Consider the following 23,495-nt stretch of genomic DNA (forward strand, 5'->3'; position numbering starts at 1 on the left):
CTATTATAACTGATTTGATGCTAATTGTTATTCTGATTTTTCGGTTGGCTTTTTTATTATGGATTCATAATATTCTTTAATTTTTTTATATCTTTCAATGTCAACGCTTTTGATGAATGAAAGTATACCTTGTATCTTGTAAGTGCTATATTCATCATCTTTTTTTACTAATATGAATATTTCTTTACGATAATGATTATATTTTTCTCTGCCAAGGCCAACTTTTGGAGTAACAATTAATCCAGTAACTTTTCTCTGCGATTGAGGACCTGATAAGATCTCTTTGTTTTTGTTTATGAAATAACCTTCGCTTTCTATTATGAGTCTGACAATACGCCAAGCTTTTCTTATTACGGCCAGCTTGTTTCCTGAAATGGTTATGTCATCTGCATAACGAGTATAAGTTAGTGCTTTATTATCACAATATTTCCCTATTCTTTGATCTAATCTTAAGCAAACTAAGTTTGACAAAGCAGGAGATGTTGGCGCACCTTGTGGAAGTACTCCATTCAATGTGCAAATTGATGTTAGGGCATAAGATATTTTTTTCGAGTAACCAACAGACTTAAAAACAGTAAATACATGTGATGCTTTTACAGTGGAGAAAAAATCTTTGAGGTCTATAGATAATATATACTGGTTTCCACTGTGTGGTGCTGCATTTTCAGTGATTGAGATTCCTTTAATGAAACCCTTAGCATAGATAGACGGAGATAGATTTATTAGTAAGTTTTTTAATATCCATCTTTGCAAAGCTTTTAACTCTACATTTGGGTTGTCAATTGGCCGGAAACCGCCTGTTTTTTTCTTGAGAACTAGGTGTCTATAATATCTGGTATTATTCCGCAAATATTTAGATATTAAAGAAACTGGGAGTCGAGTGCGTATTGCCAAGTCATCGATGCTTTGTAGGATGGGTAAGGATAATAATCTCTGCGTGAATAATCCTTGATAGCGGTTTGCCATCGTACATTCTCCGAATTTACTTCTAATTATTTTGATTTATGAAGTGCTAGCTCCTAACGACTAAAGTGGTAGGGCCGCTTAGCCGCAAGGCGTTTCGGCCTACCGAAGTGCGTACGAGGCACCGAAACTACATACGTGGTTTCGGTGCCTCGATCGCACGCCAGTGCGAAAGTTAACTTGTGGGTATAGAGCAACTGATTCTCTATCCACTAAACCTCACTGTTTATGCATAAGGCCTAGCATTAACAGCTCGATCCCGCTTAGGAGCTAGCTCTAAGAATATTACATATTTTTGCTTAATTGTCTACCTAATTGTTTGTTCATGATCTTGATTCGAATGGCATTTATTTCATTAATTGCATAATATCTTGCGTTGATGTCGTCAAAACCTTTCTCTTTTATTTGGAAAGTTTCGTGATTTTTCTCTATTAAAGAAGAACGAATTAACGAATGTAATGCTGCTTTGCTTGCTATATAGTCTTGATTTAGTAGTTTTCGCTCGAGAATGATCCCAAGTAATTTGTTCAATGATGACTGTGTCATGTTGTCAAATAAATAAATCAATAGCAATATATGATTTTGATACATGAGTATATTATCAATGTTCCTTTTTTTTCTTCTTGAAGGAATCATTTTACTGACTTGCTTTAATATTGGGAGAGAGTGCGCACTGCGTGATGGTTCAAAATCAGTAGGTATGTCTTGTACATGTCCCTTTGCCGATCGAATTAGGCGTATTGGCCCGTGATTTATAAAACTTTTATCCGACTTATACTTGCCTTGTCTTAAAACCAACATTTTTTTTGCTAGCTCTTGTCTCATTGAAAAAGCACCAAGTTCAGCAAATGAACCAGGGCTTTCTGGTATTAAAATTATTAAGTCGACGGCTTCGGCCAACTGTTCTTCCAAAGCTAAAAGGCTATTACCTGCTTGTCCTTCTAGTAAATCTTCAAAAAGGTCCTCGGGGTATGCAAGTTGATAGCTTTTTTCTTTTTCTAGAAGTAATGAAATTTTATACCGATAGCTATTTTTATCGCTTTTATCCTTTCCACAAATAAATATTACTTTCTTTGAATCATCAAGCCCATTCTTTATCACGCCTTTTATTTCTTTGGCCAGAGAGTTAAATACTGTTTCATGGATATTATTGATTATCATTGTTATTGAATCTTAATGTTTTTTCTTTCTTTAACACTTTATTTCTATCTTTGCAAGAAATCAATAGGGTTCAGGGTGGGGAGTGTGTAGCCATTTTGTAGTCAAATAAATGATTAAACTATTTTAACCATTTGATAAATAACAGTAAATTATAATATGAATCGTATTCGGTCTTTTTTTGTGTTTGATTTATAAGCGTATTTTAGAAATTAGAAAAAATAAGCTGCAACCCCTGCTTTCCCCAGACTCAAATTCCGGTAACAAAACGCGCTACAGAGGAAGATCGTTTTTTTGCATGATTGCTACGAGGGGGACGTGAGGTGTTGGGGGGATAACGTGGTGATCTGTCAGCTTAACAGTGCAACAGATACATCAAGCCCTATTGGCTGAAATAGGGCTTGCGCGGGTGGCTAAACTTTCCTGTTAATGACTCAAAACCATCAGCGGTTTGCAGCTCCCGCCCGGAAGGGATAAGCGGCAAACAGCGCGGCTACCGCCTGTTGAAGCTGCGCCTGGCTGGCAGGTTGCGCGTCGGAGTTGAGCGTGTCGCTGGCGGTTCCGCGCCAGACCAGCTGTTTCTTCTTGCTGTCCACCAGATCCACCGTCAGGGTGCCTTCGGTGTAGGTCCACAGTGTTTGATTGTATCCGCCCCAGCCGGCATAGCCCCAGCGGCCAATCGGCGCGGGGGAGTCATTTACCTGCACTTTGTTTTGTTTCATTGCGCTGCTGTAAACCAACAGGTCTGGGGATGCGCTCAGCTTATAGCCGCGCTGCTCCATCTGTTGCGCTATGGCGCTATGAATATATTTACCCGTCAGCGTTAAGTACTGCCCCTCGGCCTCTGTAGCAAAGCCGTAGGTATGGTATTGACCAAAATTGGTGCTGTGGTCATAGTCGCTGGTCACCTGCGGCTGGTTGGCGCAGCCCGACAATAAAGCCAAGGAACTTGCGAGCAAAAGGCAAGAAAGCGAACGCATAGAAAACCCCTGTAGGATTATTAGTTTCATAAACTTAGCCCCAGAAGGTGAGCTTGGCAAATCTGGTTGGCAGGGGCGGGTTGTGTGTACCGTATGAACTAGAAAAACCCGTAGTGGCCGCGCCAGAAATAGCGGGCGTATTTTTGTTCCGTAGGGATGTGCCATCAGGGGATTCAGGTCGCGGATACCCAAACCTGTAGCGATACGCCGGAGTTTCGGCTCGTTCACTGAAAATTAAGAACATGCTGCTGGCCGCGGTGGCAGTGGCTTTGTTACTATCGGCCCACCTAAAGTCTCAATGGTGCATTACGTTGAAAATCAAAGCGTTGTTATTTATCGCCTTAGTCGGCCTCGCCGGCTGCAGCCAGGAGGGAGCGAAAGTGAGCCAACCCGTGAATAAAGACGGAGATCATACGGAAGTGTTGCTGGTTAACAGCGCGCTGGTAGATTGCATGGGCGTTGCCCCAATGAAATGCATGCAGGTTCGCCACTCTGTGCAGGGGCAGTGGGAAATGTTTTACAGCCAGATCGAAGGTTTTACCTTCGAGCCCGGTTACCGCTACCGCCTGAAGGTTAAAGTGACCGAACTGGAAAACGTCCCGGCAGACGCTTCTTCACTGCGCTATACGCTGGTTGAGCAGTTGGAAAAGAACAAAGTCTGATAGCCGTATGCAGGTCAGGGCTGAATGTCCTGACCTGATAACCTCAAAGCGATAACCCAACGTCCGCCGCTACCTGCTCAATCTGATAGCGCGAAGTCCGCGCCAACGCAGGCTCTTTTTCAACGTAATACGCATACGCAATCACGCCAATCGACAATGCCCAGGCACGGCCACGCAGCCAGGTGGCTTTATCGGTATCCACGGCGCGTTTAAAATCCTCGCGGTTGTCCTGACTCAATAAATTCCACGCGACAATCAAATCCACCGCCGGATCGCCAATCGCCATACCGCCCCAGTCGATCACCGCCGCTAACTTACCTTCGTTGACCAACAGGTTGCCCGGCTGGATATCGGTGTGGATCCAGCATGGGGTAGCGTTGTGCTCCTGTATCTGGCTAACGGTTTCCCATACGTGCAGCAGAATGTCCGTATCGAGATAGTCACCACATTGCGCTATCGCGTTGCGGGTGAGGGTGTCTCTGGCGCCAAGCGGGCCGCCACGATAGGAGGTCAGGCTCTTTTGCAGCTCAGGCTCGGTAACAGGGATGGTATGCAGTGCGTGGACAAATTCCCCCAGCTGTTGCGCCAGCCCATGGCTGCCTTCGCCGCAAACCGGCATTTGCCCCTGGATCCAACGGCCTACGCACCAGTTGAAAGGGTAGCCTGCTTGCGGCTGACCTTGCGCCAGCGGAACGGGAACCGGGACCGGCAGATAACGGGCTAGCAACGCCGGGTAACGGTTTTCCCGCTCAAGTGCCGCCGCTGCAGACGGCGTGCGCGGCAGACGAATATAGAGCTCGTCGCCCAGCCGCAGCATCACGTTATCGGTACCGGCAATAGCGACCGGCGCTATCGCCAGCGCCGCCCACTGTGGAAACTGGTCGGTGAGCATGGAAGTCACCAGGTTGAGATCAATATCCACTTCGTCGGCGTGTAATTTGGCGATAAAACTCACGTGCGCACTTCCTTCAAGGCTGAGATTTAACGAGTGAGACTGGTCTGCTCACTGGGCTTGTTGCAAATCTGCCATGCACCCAGCTTAAGTATATTGATAAAATCAGGTATATTGTCCTTCGGTTTTTAGCTACCAAGAAAAAATTACTATGATTATCAAACCTAAAATTCGTGGTTTTATCTGCACTACCGCTCACCCGGCAGGTTGTGAAGCCAATGTCCGTGAGCAAATCGCCTACGTTAAATCACGTGGCGAACTGAAAAACGGGCCGAAAAAAGTGCTGGTGATCGGTGCTTCCACCGGTTACGGCCTGGCGTCACGTATCAATGCCGCTTTCGGCAGCGGTGCGGCCACTATCGGCGTATTTTTTGAAAAGCCGGGCAGCGAAGGCAAAACCGGTTCTGCCGGTTGGTATAACTCTGCCGGTTTTGACAAGGCAGCTAAAGAAGAAGGCCTGTACGCGAAAAGCGTTAACGGCGATGCGTTCTCCAACGAATGCCGCCAAACGGTCATTGACCTGATCAAACAGGATCTGGGCCAGATCGACATGGTGGTTTACTCACTGGCTTCGCCGGTGCGTAAAATGCCGGAAACCGGTGAAGTGGTGCGCTCTGCGCTGAAACCTATCGGCGAACCGTACAAATCCGTGGCGCTCGACACCAATAAAGACGTGCTGGTTGAAGCCGTGGTTGAACCGGCCAACGAGCAGGAAATTGCCGATACCGTCAAAGTGATGGGCGGCCAGGACTGGCAGCTGTGGATGGACGCACTGGAAGAAGCCGGCGTGCTGGCGGACAACGTGCAGGCAGTCGCTTACTCCTACATCGGTACCGATCTGACCTGGCCAATCTACTGGCACGGTACGCTGGGCAAAGCCAAAGAAGACCTGGATCGCGCGGCGCAGGCCATCGATCAGAAACTGAAGGCCAAAGGCGGCGCGGCTTACGTTGCCGTACTGAAGTCGGTAGTGACTCAGGCTTCCTCCGCTATCCCGGTCATGCCACTGTATATCTCTATCGTTTTCAAAATCATGAAAGCGCAGGGGATCCACGAGGGCTGTATCGAGCAGATCCAACGTCTGTTCGCCACCAAGCTGTACAGCGGCACCGCACCGGATACCGATGAGAAGCACCGTCTGCGTCTGGACGACTGGGAACTGCGCGACGACGTGCAGAACACCTGCCGTGAAATCTGGGCACAAATCGACGACAGCAACATCAACGAACTGACCGATTACCTGGGCTACAAGGCCGAGTTCCTGCGTCTGTTCGGTTTTGGTCTGCAAGGCGTTGATTACGAAGCCGACCTCAGCGGTGAAGTTAAGTTTGATGTGATTGAGCTGGTCTAAATCCATCGAGCATTGAGAAAGGGCCGGGTTTCCGGCCTTTTTTACGCCTGTCACCCAGCCGCTCATCAGTCCAGTTGATCGTTGACAGCAATAAATTATCGTTTTACGATAATTTATTGCTGTTTTTAAGGATGAAATCGCTATGGGCGCTGCGCCACGGATCCACCTTCCGCTTTATGTACGTTGCTTGTGTTTGTTGATCATGACGATGCTGATTGTCAGCACCGGCGTGGAGATGTTTATGATTGTCCAGGGTTGGGTGCAGGGCGAGGCGTTCAACAGCATCGTGGCGTCCTACCGTGACTATTACCCAGAACTGAACGCCTATGCCGTTCCGCAGCAACGCTGGGCTTTAGTGGCCACCCTGTTGTTGGACATGTTCGCCTACGTGCCTTATTACAGCGCATTACTGTGCGGCGCCGGGCTGTTTTACCAGTTCTATCGCGGCAACGTTTGGCACCGCAACAATATGCTGCTGTTACAGATCATCGGTATCCTGCTGATTGTCGATGTGCTTTTCCCCTCGCTGGCCGGGATGTTGCAGGTGATGATACTGACGGCCAATGAAAAAATGCTGCTAATAATTTATTATGGTATCAACAGCGAATCGGTACGCTCGCTGATCGTAGGCTGCGCAATCCTGGTGTTTAGCCGGGTGTTCCTGGAAGCGTTGCGGCTGAATGAAGAACAGCTTTCTTTCGTGTGAGAATAGAGTGGCGATAATAGTAAGTCTTGATGTCATGTTGGCCAAAAGGAAGATGCGTTCGAAGGAACTGGCGGAACAGGTGGGCATCACCGAACAAAACCTGTCCCTGCTGAAGAACGGCAAGGTGAAGGGCGTGAGGCTGGAGACGTTAGATAAAATCTGCCGGATCCTCGACTGCCAGCCTGGCGATCTCCTGGCCTGGCAACCGGATAACCAAGACTAGCGCGGTGGCGTGCTTTGCGCGCCATATCGTCAATATATTGATTAATTATTATCGTCGGTACTGTAAGCCTTTTTATTGTCAATTAAATCATTAGTCACCTTATTTAAAATTAATAAGGTCGTTTTGACGTTGCTCGCGTTTGAAGGGGGGTTATTAAACTAAAAAAAGTCATTTTTTTATTTACCGTTGCTAACGATAGCGTTTATTTTAAAGGAGGATATATGAAATTTTACCAAGGGATCCCGGTATTGTTAATTATGCTAAGCGGTTGCAGCAATATTCAACCCGGCTTTTCGTCTTCAAGCCCTGGCTGGGAACAGCCAAAGCCGGCGACACGTGAGCAACGGCAGCGCATCAGCGCAGGAGAGTCGGCTTCTGCGGTGCTTAACGAGAGAGGGCCGAGTATCGGTGGAACCATCGATTGGTCAACATTGTGGGATCGCTAATTCACTAAATATATTTATCCTGCGAATTATAAACCCAATGGCACTCATTTAATTAAGGTTTACGCTTTGCCGGGTAATATGTTGTTCTTCTCGCGTTTTTTATTTTAACAGCAATAAGTGCTTTTCATTATTTAATGGGAATGAGCGCCATTATGGGCTTTATTACAGGAGTTTATTGTGGAAAAAGGCATCCCCGTTATTTTCATATGTCTATTGTTGCCCTGGTGCCAGCAGGCTGCCGCCGCGCGTTATGAGCGGGAGCATGAAGGCGTCTCTTCGGTGCTGTTTCGCAAGAAACTCAAAGAGGTGGCTCTTGACTTCTGGGACGAGATGGGCAACGAGAAACAGCGACCTCTGATATCGACGCAAAGTGAAGACAATACGCTGGCTCAGCGTAAAGCCTGCAAAGGGCAGAGGGGCAAGGCTGCCGCCGCGAGTGAACCGCATCCATCGGCATTGCCGCGCGAAGAACAACTGCTGCTTATCAACGGTTGCTAACCTCATGCACTAATGGAGTTTTTTGCTTTTGAAATTGACCTCTTTGATGACAGCGGCACTCGCCCTGTTGGCGTCTTCTTGTTGCTATTCGTTTGTCGACAAGCACGCTCAGCGCGCCGGTTTCGAGACGGGGGAAAGCAGTGTGGATTACCGATTACGGTTTAACGGGCTGTTGCAACATCTGTGGTACGTAGAGCAAATACGTTCGGAACAGGTGCGTCTTGCCGTGATACGCCTTGAGCGCAAAACGCTGGAGTCCGCGATGTTGCCGCGTGTATGTCGGGCAACGCCTGTGCCGCTGTTTTTAGTCGGTAAGAGCGCCATAGCCAGAAGATAGTTTTGTGAGTCAACAGGTGAATTTAATATCGGGAGTCTATCAGTGAAACGGATTTTTCTTGCCTGCGTGGCGCAGTGGTCTTGCTTCTCATTGCAGGCGTCGGTTGACTGGCAATACCATGCCGCACAGCCGCTGGATAACAAAATCTCTGAGGAGTACCAGCAAAAGCGCAGCGGGTTAAAACATAAAGTATGGAGTGCCGAGGGCGTGGCGTTGGCCAATGAGAAGGCGCTTGAATTGGAACGGCAACGCGCCGCCGCCGAGCAGGCGAACCGGCAGCAGCTTAAAACGCTGTATGGCGAGTACCACTACCCTTGTGGCAGGCGGAAACAAGAATACCGCAAATTGTGCAACCTGCCGCGCGGGATGACGGATTTTCCCGGGCACAAACGCCACCCTTAGTTCCCTGGCAACTGGCTTGGCATCTGCGCCAGCAGGATGTCGATCGCCGCCCGCGTTTTGGCCGGTAAATAACGGCTGTGAGGCCAGACGGCGTGGATTTCACTGGCAGCAGGCGAATTGCTGGTGTTACCGGTGGTGCATCTGTCCAACGTGGCGCGCCAAGAGGATTTTGTCGCCGCGCTGCGCACCTTTCTGCAAAGGTAGTGAGATTAAAAGAGTGGCCCCTGGACGCAATGATGCGTGATGAGCCCCCAGGGGGCATCGTCTAGCGGCAATACTCTTTCAGCATGGCGACCGCGTCCGGCTTTAACTGGTAAAGATAGACCGGTCTGCCGGTGGTGCCGTACAGGATGCGGGTGCCCAGAATGCCACTTTCCGCCAGATAGATAAGGTATTTACGGCAGGATACGCGCGAAATGCCGATAGCGTTGGCCAGGTTGTCGGTCGAAAACTCCCCATCGTGCTGCTGTTCGATCCATTCGCATACCGTACTCAGCGTAATGCTGGTTAACCCTTTCGGCAGTTTCTTGCCTTCGCTGCTGTTGGGCTGACGCCGCAGCAGGCTGTCGACATCGGCCTGTGAGAATTCGCGCTGTGCCAGGATCTGCGACTGCTGCTGGTAGTTACTCAGCGCCTCTTTGAAACGGCCGAACTGGAAGGGTTTAATCAGATAATCCACCACGCCGTAGTGCAAGGCGCGTTGCACCGTGTCCACGTCGCTGGCGGAGGAAATGATAATGACGTCGGTTTTTTCACCCAGCTCGCGCAGGCCAGGCAGCAGATCCAGGCCATTCTCCTGCTGCATATAGATATCGAGCAGGACCAGATCGATACTGAGATCGGTATCGGCCAGCAACTCGCGTGCCTGCGCCAGCGTAGCGACGGTGGCCTGACAGTGAAAGCCGCTTACCTGGCTGAGGTAGTATTTGTTCAACTCCGCTACCATCGGGTCGTCATCAATAATCAATACGTTAATCATGGGTCAGCCCTTGGCCTGATAGGGAATATGGACAAAGAACTGGGTCAGTACACCCGGTTCAGATTCAAAATCAATGCTGCCGCCCAGTTTTTCCAGGCTGCTGCGGATCAACGCCAGGCCGATACCGCGTCCCTGCCCTTTGGTGGACACACCCTGCTCAAAGATACGGGCGCCGAGAGCCGGAGCGATGCCGGGGCCGTCGTCGCTGATTATACAGTGTAAGTGATTCTCATTGTGATGAAAGCTCAGGTTGATCTCGTGTCCCTCAACGCCGTCGATGGCGTCAATGGCGTTTTCAATCAGGTTGCCCAGCACGCTGATCAGCACATGGGTGGTTTCCGCGTCGTCGGTTTCCGGCAGCAGGCTGGTCTCATCGATGGTCAGCTCAATGCCGGCCTCATGGGCGCGGCTGATTTTGCCGATAAAGAAGCCGGCGACCTCTGGCGACTGTATTTTGCGTAGCAGCGCGCCGATCTCTTCCTGGTAGTTACTGGCAGTGTTGATGATGTAGTTTTCCAACTGCTGGTAAGCCTTCATATGCAGCATGCCGAGGATTACGTGCAGTTTGTTCATAAACTCGTGCGACTGTACGCGCAATGCGTCGGCGTAGTGGGCCATACCGCTCAGGCGCTGCACCAACTGGCTGATTTCGGTTTTATCGCGGAAGGTGGCGATGGCGCCAATCACCTGGCCCTTGACGATCACCGGCACGGTATTGGTCAAAAGCTCGCTGCCGTTAAAACTGATCTGCTGGTCGCGTAACGGTTTGCCGCTGGCCAAAACTTCCGCCAGATGCAGTTGGGCCGGCCAGTACTTACTGGCGGACTCCAGCAGCAGATTTTCGAAGGGGCCACTTTGGCGCAGCAGGCGTTTCGCCTCGTCGTTAACAATGGTGATACGTGACTGGTTATCGACCGCGATGACGCCTTCTTTAATCGATTGCAGCATGGCGTTGCGCTGTTCAAACAGGTTGGAGATTTCGTAGGGTTCAAAACCGAGCATGATGCGCTTAAGCGCTTTCACCAGGAAGAAGGTACCCAGCGTGCCGACCAGCGCGGCGAACGCGAGGGTTAAATAGATAATCCAGCGGCTTTCGGCCACCACCCGGTGGACGGTATCGAGAGCGATGCCCAGCGCCACTACCCCTATCTGTCGGCGCTCGCTGTCGTAGACCGGTGCAAAGACGCGCAGTGAAGGCGCCAGCGCGCCACGGTTGATGGCGCTGTTGGTTTTCCCGTGCAGGGCCGGTTCTAAATCGTCGCCGATAAAATGCTTGCCGATCAGCCAGGGTTTAGGGTGCGAGTAGCGGATGCCTTTCATGTCCACCACGGTGACGAACAGCAGCTCGTTTTGATGTCGCACCTGCTCGGCGAAGCGCTGGATCGCGCCACTGTGATCTTCCCGCTGCAGGCCGTCAACGACGTTACCGGAAAGCGCCACCGTTTCGGCAATTGCCATCGCCTTTTGGCGCTGCTGATCTTGCCCCTCGTGACTCATCTGCACAAAAAACAGCGCGTACACCACCAGCAGCACCGAAGCAATAATGGCAGACACCATCAGCGTGAGGGTGGTGCTGAGTTTCAGCGGTATCCGTTGTTTGGGCATGGCGGTTCTCCGAATGGGCGTATCAGGATTTTAGCGGGGAATGGGGCGCGGGGCAGCGTCCGGCAGCAGGTTATAACATGCTGCCGCCGGGGGAGGGATTATTTTAATTACAAAAGCCGGGATCAGGGTTGATGATAGATTTCCAGCCCTTGTTGGCCGCTGGCCCCCTGATGGATGATCGCCATCAGCGCGCGCACCACTTTTGACGGATTATCGTGTTGATACACATTGCGGCCGTACACCATGCCGGATGCGCCCTGTGCCATCAGCCCCGCAGATTTCTCCAGCACCGCGCCCAGTTCACCTTTACCGCCGCCGCGGACCAGCGTTGGGCAACGCGCCGCTTCAACGACGCGGTGGAAGTCTTCCACCCGTTCGGTAGGGTCGGCTTTGATGATGTCGGCGCCCAGTTCACGCGCCAAGCGCACCAGCGGCACCATTTTTTCGACGTCGCCCAATGAGCCGTAAGCCGACCCTTGACCGGCCGGCGCCATAACCAGCGGTTCGACCATCAGCGGCATGCCATAGCGATCGCAGGCATGGCGCAGGAGGCCGATGTTTTCCACGCACTGGCGGAAAATGCCCGGTTCATCGGGGATCAGGTACAGATTCACCACCACGGCCGCGGCATCCATCTGCAACGCGGCGAGGATCGGCGCTTCCGGATTATGCAACACCGCCCACATTTCACGGTGACGCGCAGCGTTATAAGCGTTGCCGACGTCGGTACGCATCACCAAGGCCGGTTTATCGCGTTGCGTCGAGCATTGCAGCAAATCCGCCTGGCCGTAGTTCACCTGAATGGCGTCGGGGCGGGCGACGATCAGGCTATTCATGACCCGTTCAATATCTTCCAGACCGATTAAAAAATCCGGTTCATTGGCAATGCCGTGATCAATCGCCACGTCGAGGCACTTGCCGTTATTGAATAGCCGGTTCATCCGTACCTTACTGCTGAGCTGCATGTCAGATCCTCCTGAAAACACATGTCCATTCAGTATTGTCGAGTAAACCGCGGGATGAAACCGTGGATCCACAAACTGCGCGCTCGCTCGCATATTTACTGAGAGAACCCCTCGCGTTTTTTCATCACGGCAGATCGTTTCTCGTCGCTGAACGCACTAAAGGAACGCGTACGCTGATGGCTTTTGCGCCATTTGTTAGATCCGTGTCATGTTTTTGTTACTTGGTTATTCCAAAACGCATGTTTCGCTTGTTTGGGTTAAAAAGTTTCAATAATCTCAATTTTGAAATAAACATTTGAAAGTTACGATATGACGTAACGAGTTAGGCAAGGGTTTTATTTCAATTGATTGTTTTTAATCTATTTTGAGACATTGATCAAAATTTCACACACTGCCAGAAGACGGAAAAAAAGCGGTAAATCTGCCGTATCAAAGGGATATCACCGACCGGATTGTTGTTTGAATGTAAAAAATATTTTTCATTAGCTGTCAAATCAACAGGCCTCTTCACTCTAACGATTAAAGGGTACAGAACATGAAGCTGAAGAAACTGATCGTCACCTCGGTATTGATGTGCATGTTGCCGGCCAGCGTATTGGCAAAAGACATCAAAATCGGCGTTTCAATGGCTTATTTCGATGACAATTTCCTCACCATCCTACGCCAGTCCATGCAGAGCAAAATGAAACAGGACGGCAACGTCAGCGGGCAATTTGAAGATGCCAAAGGGGACATCGCCCAGCAGATCCAACAGATTGAGAACTTCGTCAGCCAGGGCGTTGACGCCATTATCCTCAACCCGGTCGATACCCAGGGCGTGAAGCCGATGATCAAACTGGCGGAAAGCGCCAAGATCCCGCTGGTGTTCGTTAACCGCCGTCCGGAAGTGACGCTGCCTGCGGGCATGGCCTACGTAGGCTCAGATTCCAAACTGGCCGGTAAGCTGCAGATGGAAGAGTTGGCCAAGCTGATGAACGGCAAGGGCAACGTGATGATCCTGATGGGCGAACTGTCCAATGAAGCGACCCGCGACCGCACCCGCGGCGTGGAAGAGGTGGCGGCCAAGTATCCCGGCATCAAAATTCTCGACAAGCAAACCGCCAAGTGGGGCCGCAAAGAAGCCGTCGACATTACCACCGACTGGGTGCTGACCGGTCAGCAGATTGATGCCATCGCCTCCAACAATGACGAAATGGCCATTGGTGCGATCCTGGCGCTGAAACAGGCGAAGAAGAGCGGCGTGCTGGTGGCCGGCGTGGATGGGACTCCGGATGCGCTGGAATTCATCAAGAAGGGCGATCTGGCATTGAGCGTATTCCAGGATGCTAAAGGCCAGGGCGAAGGCGCGGTGCAAACTGCCATTCAGCTGGTTAAAGGCGAGAAGGTGGAAAGCAACGTCCTGATCCCTTATCAGCTGATCACCAAGGCCAATTATCAGGAATTTGCCGACAAGAACAGAAAATAAGCGTTAAAGCAGCGCGGTTATATCCATTGCCGTATTTATCCGACACTCGACGGTAAATACGGCAGGGATGCATTGACGAACGGCGGAGGTTATCAGTATGTATCCTTATGTTCTTGAGGCTGAAGGCATCAGTAAGCAGTTTCCCGGCGTGAAGGCGCTGGATAAGGTCTCAATTAAAATCAAACCAGGCAGCGTGCACGCTTTAATGGGTGAAAACGGCGCGGGAAAATCCACGCTGATGAAATGTTTAATCGGTATTTATCACCCCGATGAAGGCACCATTAAAATAAAAGGCCAACCGGTGACCTTCAGCGACACGCTGCAGGCGCTGCATTCGGGCATTTCCATGATTCACCAGGAACTCAACCTGGTGCCTTATATGACGGTGGCGGAAAATATCTGGCTGGGGCGTGAGCCGGCGAAGCTGGGCTTCGTAAACCATGACCAACTGAACAAGAAAACCCGCGAGCTGCTGGCGCGGCTGAACATCAAACTCAAGCCGGAAACGCTGGTGGGTGAACTGAGTATCGCCAGCCAACAAATGGTGGAGATCGCCAAGGCGGTGTCCTACAACGCGGACGTCCTGATCATGGACGAACCCACCTCGGCCCTGACCGAAGGCGAGGTGGTGCATCTGTTTGCCATCATTCGTGAGCTGCGTGAGCAGGGCAAAGGCATTATCTACATCAGCCACAAGATGGACGAGATTTTTGCCATCACCGACGAGGTGAGCATCTTCCGCGACGGCACCTTTATTGCCAGCGATAAAACCGAAAACCTGACCAAACAGTCGCTGATCACCATGATGGTAGGGCGCGAACTGACCCAGATGTTCCCTAAATTCAACAACAATATCGGCGAGGAAGTGCTGCGGGTGGAAGGACTGCGGCGTTCGGACTGGTTCCACGATGTCTCGTTCAGCGTGAAACGCGGCGAGATCCTCGGTGTTGCCGGGCTGGTGGGGGCCGGCCGCAGCGAAGTAATGGAAAGCCTGTTCGGAATGCACCCGGCGGACGGTGGCAGCATTTTTATCGAAGGCAAAGCGGCAAAGGTCGATTCGCCCTCAAAAGCTATTGAACTCGGCCTGGCGTTTCTCACCGAAGATCGCAAAAAATCCGGGCTGTTTTTGGTGCTGTCGGTGGTTGAGAACATGAGCATCGTCAACCTGTCGGAGTACATCGGCAAGAACGGGTTTGTCAGCCATGTGCAAATGGCCAAAGACTGCATGGAGCAGATCAAAAAGCTCAACATCAAAACCCCGACCATGGACCAAATCATCAATAACCTCAGCGGCGGTAATCAGCAGAAGGTGCTTATTGCCCGCTGGCTGCTGGCCCAGCCCAAAATATTGATCCTCGATGAGCCAACGCGTGGCATCGACGTCGGGGCCAAGGCGGAGATCTATCGCCTGATCAGCGAGCTGGCGAACCGCGGCGTCGCCATTATTTTGGTGTCATCGGAATTACCGGAAATTCTCGGCATGAGCGACCGGGTGATGGTGATGCACGGCGGCCGTATTACCGGCATTTTGGATAAAGAAGAAGCGGATCAGGAAAAAATCCTGGCGCTGGCCTCTGAATAACGCAAAGGTGAACCACCATGAGTAATGTAAAAATTGAGAAGCCGCTTGCGGGTAAAGCGCCCCTGTTCTCTGGCCTGAGCGGCAAAATGCCGAAAGATACCGGCATCTTTATCGTGATGATCGGCATCGCGCTGGTCTTTGAAATCCTCGGCTGGTACATCCGCGACCAGTCATTCCTGATGAACCCTAACCGGCTGCTGCTGATCGTGTTGCAGGTAGCGATTATCGGCATCATCGCGGTGGGCGTGACCCAGGTCATTATCACCACCGGTATCGATCTCTCTTCCGGCTCGCTGATTGCGTTGACGGCGGTGGTGGCGGCCAGCCTGGCGCAAACTTCAGACAGCATTTCGCCGATGTACCCAGCGCTCCTCGATCTGCCGGCGGCGATCCCGATCGGCGCAGGGATCGGGGTAGGTATTGTTTGTGGGTTTATCAACGGCTTCCTGATCACCCGTACCGGCATTCCACCGTTTATCGCCACTCTGGGCATGATGGTGTCGGCACGTGGCCTGGCGCAGTATTACACCCAGGGTAACCCGGTCAGCTTCTTGTCCGACGGCTTCACTTCAATCGGCCAGGGCGCGATGCCGGTGATCATCTTCCTGGTGATTGCGGTGATCTTCCACATCGCGTTGAAGCATACCCGCTACGGCAAATACATCTACGCCATCGGCGGCAACATGACCTCCGCCAGAGTTTCCGGTATCAACGTCAATAAATACCTGGTGACGGTCTATACCATCGCCGGCGGTCTGGCCGGACTGGCGGGCGTGGTACTGGCGGCGCGCGTCAGCAGCGGTCAGTCGAGCATGGGGATGTCCTACGAGCTGGATGCGATTGCTGCCGCGGTCATCGGCGGCAGCAGCCTGATGGGCGGCGTTGGGCGCATTACCGGCACGCTGATCGGTGCGGTGATCCTCGGGCTGATTAAAAGCGGATTCACCTTTATCGGCGTGGACTCCTATATTCAGGACATTATCAAAGGCGTGATTATCGTCGCCGCGGTGTCTATCGACATGCACCGTAACCGCAAAAAACACTGATTGCCGTAAATCTCCGCCGGTGCGGCTTGCCCGGCGGTTTTTTTTTACCTCAGGGGAATCACCATGAAATACCTAAAAAGAATCGTGCTGGTGGCGGCGCTTAGCTGTTCCACCTCGGTACTGGCGGAAACTATCGGCGTGTCGATGGCCTATTTTGACCAGAATTTCCTCACCATCATCCGCCATTCGATCGACAAAGAGGCCAAGGCGCGCGGTATTACCGTGCAGTTCGAAGATGCCCGCGGTGACGTTGGCCGCCAGACCGATCAGGTGCAGAGCTTTATCAGCGCCGGGGTGGACGCGATTATCGTCGACCCGGTCAACTCGGCGGGCACGCCTGCGATCACCAAGTTGGTGACCAGGGCGGGTATTCCGCTGGTGTATGTGAATCGTACGCCGGGCGACAGCACGCTGCCGTCCGGCGTGGTGTTTGTCGGCTCCGACGAGAAGCAGTCCGGCACCTTGCAGATGGAAGAGCTGGCGCGCCTGGCGAATTATCAGGGCAACGTGGCCATCATGATCGGTAACCTGACCGATGCCGGTGCACTGCAACGCACCAAAGACGTGGAGCAGGTGGTGGCGAAGTACCCGAAAATGAAAGTGGTGCAGAAGCAAAGTGCCAACTACTCACGCAGCGAGGGTATGGATCTGATGCTGAACTGGGTAACCAACGGCGAGTCCATTGATATCGTCGCGGCCAACAACGACGAGATGGCGATTGGCGCGATCATGGCATTGCAACAGGCCGGTAAAAAGGACAACAAAGTGCTAATCGGCGGAATCGACGCCACCCCGGACGGCCTGAAAGCATTGTCTTCCGGCAAGATGCAGGTCACGGTCTTCCAGGACGCCGTCGGCCAGGGCAAGGCCTCGGTCGACGTGGCTCAGCGGATGATCAAGGGCGAAAAGCTGGAACCCTATTATTGGATCCCGTTTGAACTGGTCACGCCGGCCAATATGCAAAAATACGCGGCAAAGTAACAGACTGTACCCACATTGAAAGGACACTGCTTAGGCAGTGTTTTTTTTGCAGTTCGGTTGTGTCAGCGCTTGGCAGATTTTGCAATTAACTGGATTTATATACAGTTAATTGGCGGCAATCATGCCGTCACCTGGAGATGTACCATGACTGACACCTGCATAGATATCGTTGCTCTGGCCCAAAAAACGGCACCGACTGGCACCTTGATGGAGGTTGCTGCCTTCGATGCCGCGCGATTGAATAAACAAATCCGTAGTACCCTCGGGGGCGGCATATTTGTTTCGATCCCGGCCAGTGGAATTACCCTTGATGGCTGTATCTACGTTACTCAACCTGCAAGTTCACCCTATTGTTGGATGCGGAAGCTTGACGCAGATTCAGTATTAAATCCGGAAATGTTCGGCGCAGTGGGAGATGGAACCAACAATGATTACCTGGCGGTAAAACGCATGTTCAGTTACGCCGCTAGCGTTGCCAGCGCGCAGACGCCGCAAAAAATGATCCTCGAGGGGCGTTACCGTTTGGCTGATGTCGATGCTAATACCCCCTTTGTGACACTAGATGCTCCGGGTTTTAGCACTATTGTCGGCGGTGGGCAGCTTTATCTGGATAGTGATAAAACCAACTTAACCATGGTGCAGTTTGTTAATAAGAGCGATTTCGTAATCAACGGTCTGACGTTAACCCGTAAAGGAAGTGATCCGACTCGCCTGTGGTCAAAACAGGCCACTGCGTTATTTATTGATGGTGGCCAGCGTTTCCGATTGTCCGAACTCGATCTGTTTATGCACACCGATGCCATCAGCATCAGGCAGTCGGAAAGTTTTGAGGTTTATCGCAATAAGTGCCATGAACTGGGTGAGGAAGGCATTGCGGTGCGTGGCAGTCGTCGCTGGGTATTGAGAGATAACGAAATTTATCACCATAACGGCGATGGCATTTTGCTGAAGACCTCTTCGACCCCGAGCTTTGACGGCAAGATCCTCAATAATCGGCTGTACGACGCTATTGGTGCGCCAGATACTGCCCAAGGGCACCGTGGCGGTGGGATTACCCTCAATGATGAGAATGGCGGTTCAACGACTTTCTTCCAGAATTTGCTGGTTCAGGGCAATTCGCTTACCAACCTCTCATACGGTATCGCATTCACAAATATTGAAGATTGGGAGGTGGCGGATAACTTTGTCGATGTTATCGATCGTTTCGGCATTATCGTCGACAGTGAGCTCAGTAATAACCCGCAAAAGAACCCGATCCAACGCAGTAAATGTATTGGAAACACGGTGCGAAACACGGTTCAGAATGGCATCAGCTTCACTACGCTGAATGACATTAAAGTTCAGTATGCGCTTATCGCCAACAATCAGGTGGACACTTGTGGCACCAGTCCAACGGCCGAGTTTCCTGGTATTTCCGCGACCAACGCTACAATTAGCGGTAATCGAGTACTCAACTGCAAGGTGGGGCTTTCTGCCAATGGGTGCGTGACCAGCGGTAACATCTTTGAAGGATCGACGTTCACCAATGCCGGTTCTGGCAGCAATTACATTAAATTAGGGTCGGGTGGTAGTTTTGTTGGAAACCGGGTAACCGACACCAACCAGGGGCACATCCGCCTGTCTAATCCTGGCTGCTTCGTGTTTGCGGATAATATTGTGCAACTTAACTCTTCTTTTGCCGGGTTGTATTTCATGGGGACTGATTTTGGACCCAACACCCTGATCGGTAAAAACGTGTTTGATACCGCTTTTGTTCCGGTAACCAAATTCGAAATTGGTGCCGCCAGCATTCGTCGTATTCAGATGGACTCATCGGCTTATGGACGTCGCGAATTTCGTTATGATGGTCAAACCCCGACGGATATTGACGCTCGAGCTGGAGACGAAGTGTATAACTTTAGAGCCGTGCCGGGACTGGCGCGTAAATACAGTTACGTTACGGTGGGGGAGAGTTCGGCTTGGGTAGCGGGGGATTTTGTCGATATTGTTGTCTCGTCGACGTCTCAGGATGTGACATTGGCACCGGGGGCGAGCATGGATATTGATGCGCAACTGGCGGCGGTACTGCCAACCTTTGTCGCTAATGGCGTGAAGTTCAACCAGAATCCAAAACGAGTGAAAAGTACGGTATGTGTCAGTGAGGCAGGTACGGTGACTTTTACGTTGATCAATCCGACGGCTACTGTGGTAACCCTCCCGGGCTTGATATTGACTACACGCTGCAATAACGCAGTCTAAACCTTTAGGCGCTGTTTGCCGCGTCATCATATAGCCAGCAGCGTATTAGTTGCTGCTGGCTATATTCGTCTGTCGCAAGGGGTTTGGTCTATCAAAGCGCAGCAAGATGTTGTCGCACGATCTCGCGGCCGATCTCCAGTGAGGCGGTCGCCGCCGGGGAGGGCGCATTGCAGACGTGCAGCGAGCGGCGGCCCTTCACAAAATGAAAATCATCCACCAATTTGCCGTCGGCGGTCAGCGCCTGGGCGCGAACACCGGCCGGGCCGGGCCGGATATCTTCTGGTTGCAGCTCGGGGATAAGCTGGCGTGCGTTTTCGGTAAACAGTTTGCGTGACAGGGAGCGTCGAACTTCTGCCAGCCCTTCGCCAAGATAATTGCCGGCGATTTTCCAGAATCCTCGATAGCCAAGCACCTCGCTCAGATCCTGCAGGCTGAAATCGCATTTGCGGTAGCCTTCACGTTTGAATGCCAGCACCGCATTGGGGCCAACGTCGCGCTTGCCGTTGTACATACGGGTAAAATGCACGCCGAGGAAAGGGAAATCCGGGTTCGGTACCGGGTAAATCAGGTGGTTCACCAGATAGTTTTTTTCGTCGTTCAGCACAAAGTATTCACCCCGGAACGGCACGATCTTCATCCCGGTCTGATAGCCGGCCAGGGCGGCGATGCGGTCACTGAAAAGACCGGCGCAGTTAACCAGCCACTTGCCCTGATATTCTGCGCGAGGGGTGCGCACGCTGACGCCGTCACTGCTTTCAACGATGCCCTCAACCTGTTGTCCATAGTGGATCTCGCCGCCGCGTTGCTGGATCACTTCCGCCAGCTTTGCCGCCACCTGGCTGTAGTTGACGATACCGGCATCGGGCACCAGCAGTGCCTCAATACCGTTGACGTGCGGCTCACGCTCCTTTAACTGCGCCTGCGACAATCGGCTGACCGCCAGCCCGTTCTGTCGCCCGCGCTGGTAGATATTCTCCAGTAAAGCCAGCTCCTTCAATTGGGTGGCCACAATCACTTTGCCACATTGCTCCTGATAGAGGTCATGCTCGCGGCAGAAGGCGAACATGCTTTGGTTGCCCAGTTTTGCCAGCCGTGCCTTCAGGCTGCCGGGAGTGTAGTAAATGCCGGAATGCACTACGTTGCTGTTATGGCCACTTTGGTGGGCCGCCGGGCCATTTTCTTTTTCCAGGATCAGGATGCGCAGCATGGGGTTCGTTTCCTGCAGCGCGTTTGCGACGCCCAACCCCACCAGACCTGCGCCGATAATGATCACGTCATGCATGGTTATCCTAACTCCTCATGGTCCAGGCGGCGCAATTTGCCGCGTACGTTGCTGAGATGGTTTTGCATCGCGGCAGTGGCTGCCGCCGGATCGCGAGCCTTGATTGCCATAAATACCCGTTGGTGCTCGTCGATCACCCGTTGGCGTTCGGCCTGACGGCCCAGGTTCTTGCTGAGTGAATACACCAGCACGCCGAGATATAATTCGTGCATGTTATCCAGGATCTGCACGAAAAACGGGTTGTGCGAGGCCTGCATAATGGCGCGGTGGAACAGGTAATCCTCTCGATGACCAATCAAACCTTCGTCGAGGGTGCAGCGTTTAAAGTCGTTAAGGGCCAATTCAATCGCCCGCAGTTCCTGCTCGGTATGGCGTTCGGCGGCCATACTCGCCGCCTGTTGCTCAATCACCTCACGCATTTCCAGCAGCGCTTCCACTTCACCCGGATCGGCTATTTCCAACACCAGCGGCTGGTATTTGCTCAGCAGGGAATGTTGTTCCACCCGATGGCCGCCCCCCTGCCGCGAGGAGATGATGCCGCTGACCTCCAGAATGCCGAGCGCCTCACGCACGGGCACCCGGCTGACGCCAAAGGCCTCCGCCAGCAGGTTCTCTGACGGCAGTTTTTCCCCGACGGGGAAGGTGCCGTTACTGATGCCTTCCTTCAACTGCGCCAGGACCTGATGAGAAGCTTTCTGGCGCGTAACCTTATTGATCATTTACAGCCCTCTGCGGATGACTCCGCCTGAAACGCAACAGATGCGCGGACGCCGCAGTAACAATCAGCGCCGCGCCGCCCAAGTCGGTCAGCAGCCCCGGTTTAATCAGCAGGATAGCCGCAAAGGTAAACAATATCCGCTCCAGCCAGTGGGTTTTCATCATCCAGAAATTGGCGCTGGCGATCGACAGCGCATAAATCCCTACCAATGCGCTGATCACCATATGGATCACCGACAGCGCATTAAGGTCGTCGCCCTGCATCAGCAGCATCGGGTTATAGACCAGAATGAATGGGATGATAAAGCCCGGCAACGCCAGGCGCACGGCATCCCACGAGGTCTGCATCGGGTCGGCGCGAGCGATGCTGGCGGCGGTGTAACTGGCCAGCGCCACCGGCGGCGTGATGTTGGACAAGGCGCCAAACCAGAACACAAAGAAGTGCGCCGCCAGCGGCATCACGCCGGCTTTGATCAGGATCGGCGAAACGGTAACCGCCACCACGATATACAGCGCGGTAGAGGGCAGGCCCATACTCAGTACGATACACACCAGCATCACCACCAGCAGGATCATCCACAGGGTATTGTTGGTCATCGCGACGATATTAAACGCCAGCGTGGAGCCGATACCGGTCATGGTGACCACGCAGATGATCACCCCGATGGCGGCGCAGGCTACCGTCACCTGAATAGAACCGCGAGCCGCTTCGTTCAGCGCCTCGGCGACTTTTTTCGGCGTCATGCGTACGGTGGTATCGGGGGTGATCCAACTGGCGACGATGATCGAAATAATGCCGAGGAACCCGGCATAGATCGGCGTTTTGCCCAACAACAGGGTGCCGATAACGATGATCAACGGCAGCAACAGCAGGCCGCGCGCCTTCAGCACCGCTTTCACTTTGGGAATATTTTCTTTGCTGATGCCTTTCAGACCCTGCTTTTTAGCCTCCAGATCGATGGCAATAATCAGCGCCGCGTAATAGAGCAATGCGGGAATAATGGCGGCGATCACGATGGTGGTATACGAAATGCCGAGGAAGCCGGCCATGATAAAGGCGGCGGCGCCCATGATCGGCGGCATGATCATTCCGCCGGTGGAGGCGGTGGCTTCAACCGCACCGGCAAAGCGGGACGACAGGCCGATGCTTTTCATCAGCGGGATGGTGAAGGTGCCGGTGGTGGCGACGTTAGCCACCGCGCTGCCGCTCAGGGAGCCGGTCAGCGCCGAGGAGATCACCGCGACCTGCGCCGGGCCGCCGCGACGCCGACCGGCCATCGCCAGCGCCAAATCGTTGAACAATGCCGTGGCCCCGCTGACGCTGAGGAACGCGCCAAACAGGATAAATACCACGATAGCGGTGGAGGCGGTGGACAGGGTGATGCCGAAGATCCCTTCGCTGGTCATGAACAGTCGGTACAGCAGGCGTTCGAACGAGAAGCCGCCGTGGCCGAAAATGCCCATAAAGTACTGGCCGAACAGTGCATAGACGATAGCGAAGGTCGCCAGCCCGGGAATGAAATACCCCGTGGTGCGGCGTGCGGCTTCAAACAGCACGCCGATGCCGATCACCGCCATCACGTAGTCGGTCGTATTGGGAATGCTTTTGCGCACCACGTGCAAGTCCAGATAGCTGGCGTAGAAATAGCCGTAGCTGACCAGCGTCAGGATAATGAACAGGTAGTCCCAGCGGTTGAATTTGCTGGTGGAGTGGCGGCGTGATACCGGAAACAGTATGAAGCCCAGGATTAAGATACCGCTGAGAAACGTGGTATTGCGATAAAACTCCTGGGTATTCGACAGTGCATTGGCATAAATGGTGTAAGCGGAAATCGCAATGGCCAGCACCGTGGCCAACTGCAAATAGATACCGCTCAGCGGGCGACTACCGGCCCCGGCTTCTTTGTCCAGATCGACGGCATTTTGCGGCGACAGGTTGTTAGTGCTCATACGACCT

General features: G+C 52.5%; 24 protein-coding genes. 13 read left to right on the forward strand and 11 right to left on the reverse strand.

Translation table 11 applies throughout. The features are described from left to right. Positions 1-27: 27 nt before the first annotated feature. From AC1RKG_RS07385 to AC1RKG_RS07395, 3 genes are all read right to left on the reverse strand, one after another. Positions 28-966, reverse strand: coding sequence for a retron St85 family RNA-directed DNA polymerase (locus AC1RKG_RS07385; protein WP_319876985.1), 939 nt, complete (start codon positions 964-966; stop codon positions 28-30). 282 nt (positions 967-1,248) lie between these two features. Continuing rightward, on the reverse strand, positions 1,249-2,124 hold the full coding sequence (locus AC1RKG_RS07390; RefSeq protein ID WP_493182525.1) for a retron St85 family effector protein: 876 nt from the start codon (positions 2,122-2,124) through the stop codon (positions 1,249-1,251). Positions 2,125-2,564: 440 nt separating this feature from the next. Next, positions 2,565-3,065: a DUF4136 domain-containing protein gene (locus tag AC1RKG_RS07395; protein ID WP_244995214.1), complete on the reverse strand. Its 501-nt coding sequence runs from the start codon at positions 3,063-3,065 to the stop codon at positions 2,565-2,567. Between the two features lie 347 nt (positions 3,066-3,412). Here AC1RKG_RS07395 and AC1RKG_RS07400 point away from each other — a divergent pair, with 347 nt between their 5' ends. Then, positions 3,413-3,763, forward strand: a complete 351-nt coding sequence (locus tag AC1RKG_RS07400) for a DUF4377 domain-containing protein (protein WP_041415315.1) — start codon at positions 3,413-3,415, stop codon at positions 3,761-3,763. A 43-nt stretch (positions 3,764-3,806) separates the two neighbouring features. Here AC1RKG_RS07400 and AC1RKG_RS07405 read toward each other — a convergent pair whose 3' ends face one another. After that, on the reverse strand, positions 3,807-4,718 hold the full coding sequence (locus AC1RKG_RS07405; protein ID WP_238387444.1) for an aminoglycoside phosphotransferase family protein: 912 nt from the start codon (positions 4,716-4,718) through the stop codon (positions 3,807-3,809). A gap of 148 nt (positions 4,719-4,866) precedes the next feature. On the opposite strand from AC1RKG_RS07405, the gene fabV reads away from it, so the two are divergent. The 7 genes from fabV to AC1RKG_RS07440 all read left to right on the forward strand — a co-directional run bounded on the left by fabV (position 4,867) and on the right by AC1RKG_RS07440 (position 8,678). Next, positions 4,867-6,066, forward strand: a complete 1,200-nt coding sequence (fabV, locus tag AC1RKG_RS07410) for an enoyl-ACP reductase FabV (RefSeq protein ID WP_020826387.1) — start codon at positions 4,867-4,869, stop codon at positions 6,064-6,066. Positions 6,067-6,208: 142 nt separating this feature from the next. Further along, positions 6,209-6,772, forward strand: coding sequence for a DUF2975 domain-containing protein (locus AC1RKG_RS07415; RefSeq protein ID WP_048760583.1), 564 nt, complete (start codon positions 6,209-6,211; stop codon positions 6,770-6,772). A gap of 7 nt (positions 6,773-6,779) precedes the next feature. Further along, positions 6,780-6,995 carry a helix-turn-helix domain-containing protein gene (locus AC1RKG_RS07420; protein WP_041415317.1) on the forward strand — a complete coding sequence of 72 codons (216 nt, stop codon included), beginning with the start codon at positions 6,780-6,782 and terminating at the stop codon, positions 6,993-6,995. Between the two features lie 221 nt (positions 6,996-7,216). Next, on the forward strand, positions 7,217-7,441 hold the full coding sequence (locus tag AC1RKG_RS07425; RefSeq protein WP_122078620.1) for a hypothetical protein: 225 nt from the start codon (positions 7,217-7,219) through the stop codon (positions 7,439-7,441). 177 nt (positions 7,442-7,618) lie between these two features. Continuing rightward, positions 7,619-7,939, forward strand: a complete 321-nt coding sequence (locus AC1RKG_RS07430) for a hypothetical protein (RefSeq protein WP_493182528.1) — start codon at positions 7,619-7,621, stop codon at positions 7,937-7,939. Between the two features lie 28 nt (positions 7,940-7,967). Next, complete coding sequence (locus tag AC1RKG_RS07435) at positions 7,968-8,276, forward strand: hypothetical protein (protein WP_409325093.1); 309 nt, start codon at positions 7,968-7,970, stop codon at positions 8,274-8,276. Positions 8,277-8,318: 42 nt separating this feature from the next. Continuing rightward, on the forward strand, positions 8,319-8,678 hold the full coding sequence (locus AC1RKG_RS07440) for a hypothetical protein (RefSeq protein ID WP_142815420.1): 360 nt from the start codon (positions 8,319-8,321) through the stop codon (positions 8,676-8,678). On the opposite strand, the gene AC1RKG_RS07445 is transcribed toward AC1RKG_RS07440, so the two are convergent. The 4 genes from AC1RKG_RS07445 to AC1RKG_RS07460 all read right to left on the reverse strand — a co-directional run bounded on the left by AC1RKG_RS07445 (position 8,675) and on the right by AC1RKG_RS07460 (position 12,227). Then, entirely contained in the window at positions 8,675-8,827 is a 153-nt protein-coding gene (locus AC1RKG_RS07445) for a hypothetical protein (protein WP_236591356.1), read from the reverse strand. The genes AC1RKG_RS07440 and AC1RKG_RS07445 overlap by 4 nt on opposite strands. Positions 8,828-8,943: 116 nt before the next feature. Next, positions 8,944-9,657 (reverse strand): two-component system response regulator DcuR, encoded by a 714-nt coding sequence (dcuR, locus tag AC1RKG_RS07450; RefSeq protein ID WP_020826394.1) that lies wholly within the window; start codon positions 9,655-9,657, stop codon positions 8,944-8,946. Positions 9,658-9,660: 3 nt separating this feature from the next. Next, positions 9,661-11,262: a sensor histidine kinase gene (locus tag AC1RKG_RS07455; protein ID WP_493182531.1), complete on the reverse strand. Its 1,602-nt coding sequence runs from the start codon at positions 11,260-11,262 to the stop codon at positions 9,661-9,663. Between the two features lie 122 nt (positions 11,263-11,384). Next, the gene (locus AC1RKG_RS07460) at positions 11,385-12,227 is read right to left on the reverse strand and encodes a class I fructose-bisphosphate aldolase (RefSeq protein WP_493182532.1); all 843 of its coding nucleotides are present in this window, start codon (positions 12,225-12,227) and stop codon (positions 11,385-11,387) included. A 535-nt stretch (positions 12,228-12,762) separates the two neighbouring features. On the opposite strand from AC1RKG_RS07460, the gene AC1RKG_RS07465 reads away from it, so the two are divergent. From AC1RKG_RS07465 to AC1RKG_RS07485, 5 genes are all read left to right on the forward strand, one after another. Beyond that, positions 12,763-13,692: a sugar ABC transporter substrate-binding protein gene (locus tag AC1RKG_RS07465; protein ID WP_020826397.1), complete on the forward strand. Its 930-nt coding sequence runs from the start codon at positions 12,763-12,765 to the stop codon at positions 13,690-13,692. Between the two features lie 97 nt (positions 13,693-13,789). Continuing rightward, entirely contained in the window at positions 13,790-15,274 is a 1,485-nt protein-coding gene (locus AC1RKG_RS07470) for a sugar ABC transporter ATP-binding protein (RefSeq protein ID WP_020826398.1), read from the forward strand. Between the two features lie 17 nt (positions 15,275-15,291). Next, complete coding sequence (locus tag AC1RKG_RS07475) at positions 15,292-16,320, forward strand: ABC transporter permease (protein ID WP_020826399.1); 1,029 nt, start codon at positions 15,292-15,294, stop codon at positions 16,318-16,320. Between the two features lie 63 nt (positions 16,321-16,383). After that, positions 16,384-17,301: a sugar ABC transporter substrate-binding protein gene (locus AC1RKG_RS07480; protein ID WP_020826400.1), complete on the forward strand. Its 918-nt coding sequence runs from the start codon at positions 16,384-16,386 to the stop codon at positions 17,299-17,301. A 144-nt stretch (positions 17,302-17,445) separates the two neighbouring features. Next, complete coding sequence (locus AC1RKG_RS07485; RefSeq protein ID WP_217331085.1) at positions 17,446-19,539, forward strand: right-handed parallel beta-helix repeat-containing protein; 2,094 nt, start codon at positions 17,446-17,448, stop codon at positions 19,537-19,539. Between the two features lie 91 nt (positions 19,540-19,630). Here the strand turns inward: AC1RKG_RS07485 and lhgO are convergent, their stop codons facing one another. From lhgO to AC1RKG_RS07500, 3 genes are read right to left on the reverse strand one after another with little or no spacing between them, the layout of a single operon-like run. Beyond that, the gene (gene lhgO / locus AC1RKG_RS07490) at positions 19,631-20,821 is read right to left on the reverse strand and encodes an L-2-hydroxyglutarate oxidase (protein WP_493182534.1); all 1,191 of its coding nucleotides are present in this window, start codon (positions 20,819-20,821) and stop codon (positions 19,631-19,633) included. 2 nt (positions 20,822-20,823) lie between these two features. Further along, on the reverse strand, positions 20,824-21,540 hold the full coding sequence (locus AC1RKG_RS07495; protein ID WP_129983018.1) for a FadR/GntR family transcriptional regulator: 717 nt from the start codon (positions 21,538-21,540) through the stop codon (positions 20,824-20,826). After that, on the reverse strand, positions 21,530-23,488 hold the full coding sequence (locus tag AC1RKG_RS07500) for a TRAP transporter permease (RefSeq protein WP_493182536.1): 1,959 nt from the start codon (positions 23,486-23,488) through the stop codon (positions 21,530-21,532). The genes AC1RKG_RS07495 and AC1RKG_RS07500 overlap by 11 nt, the downstream gene beginning before the upstream one ends. Positions 23,489-23,495 lie beyond the last annotated feature (7 nt).

Source organism: Serratia sp. GW822-FHT06D09, assembly GCF_058799515.1.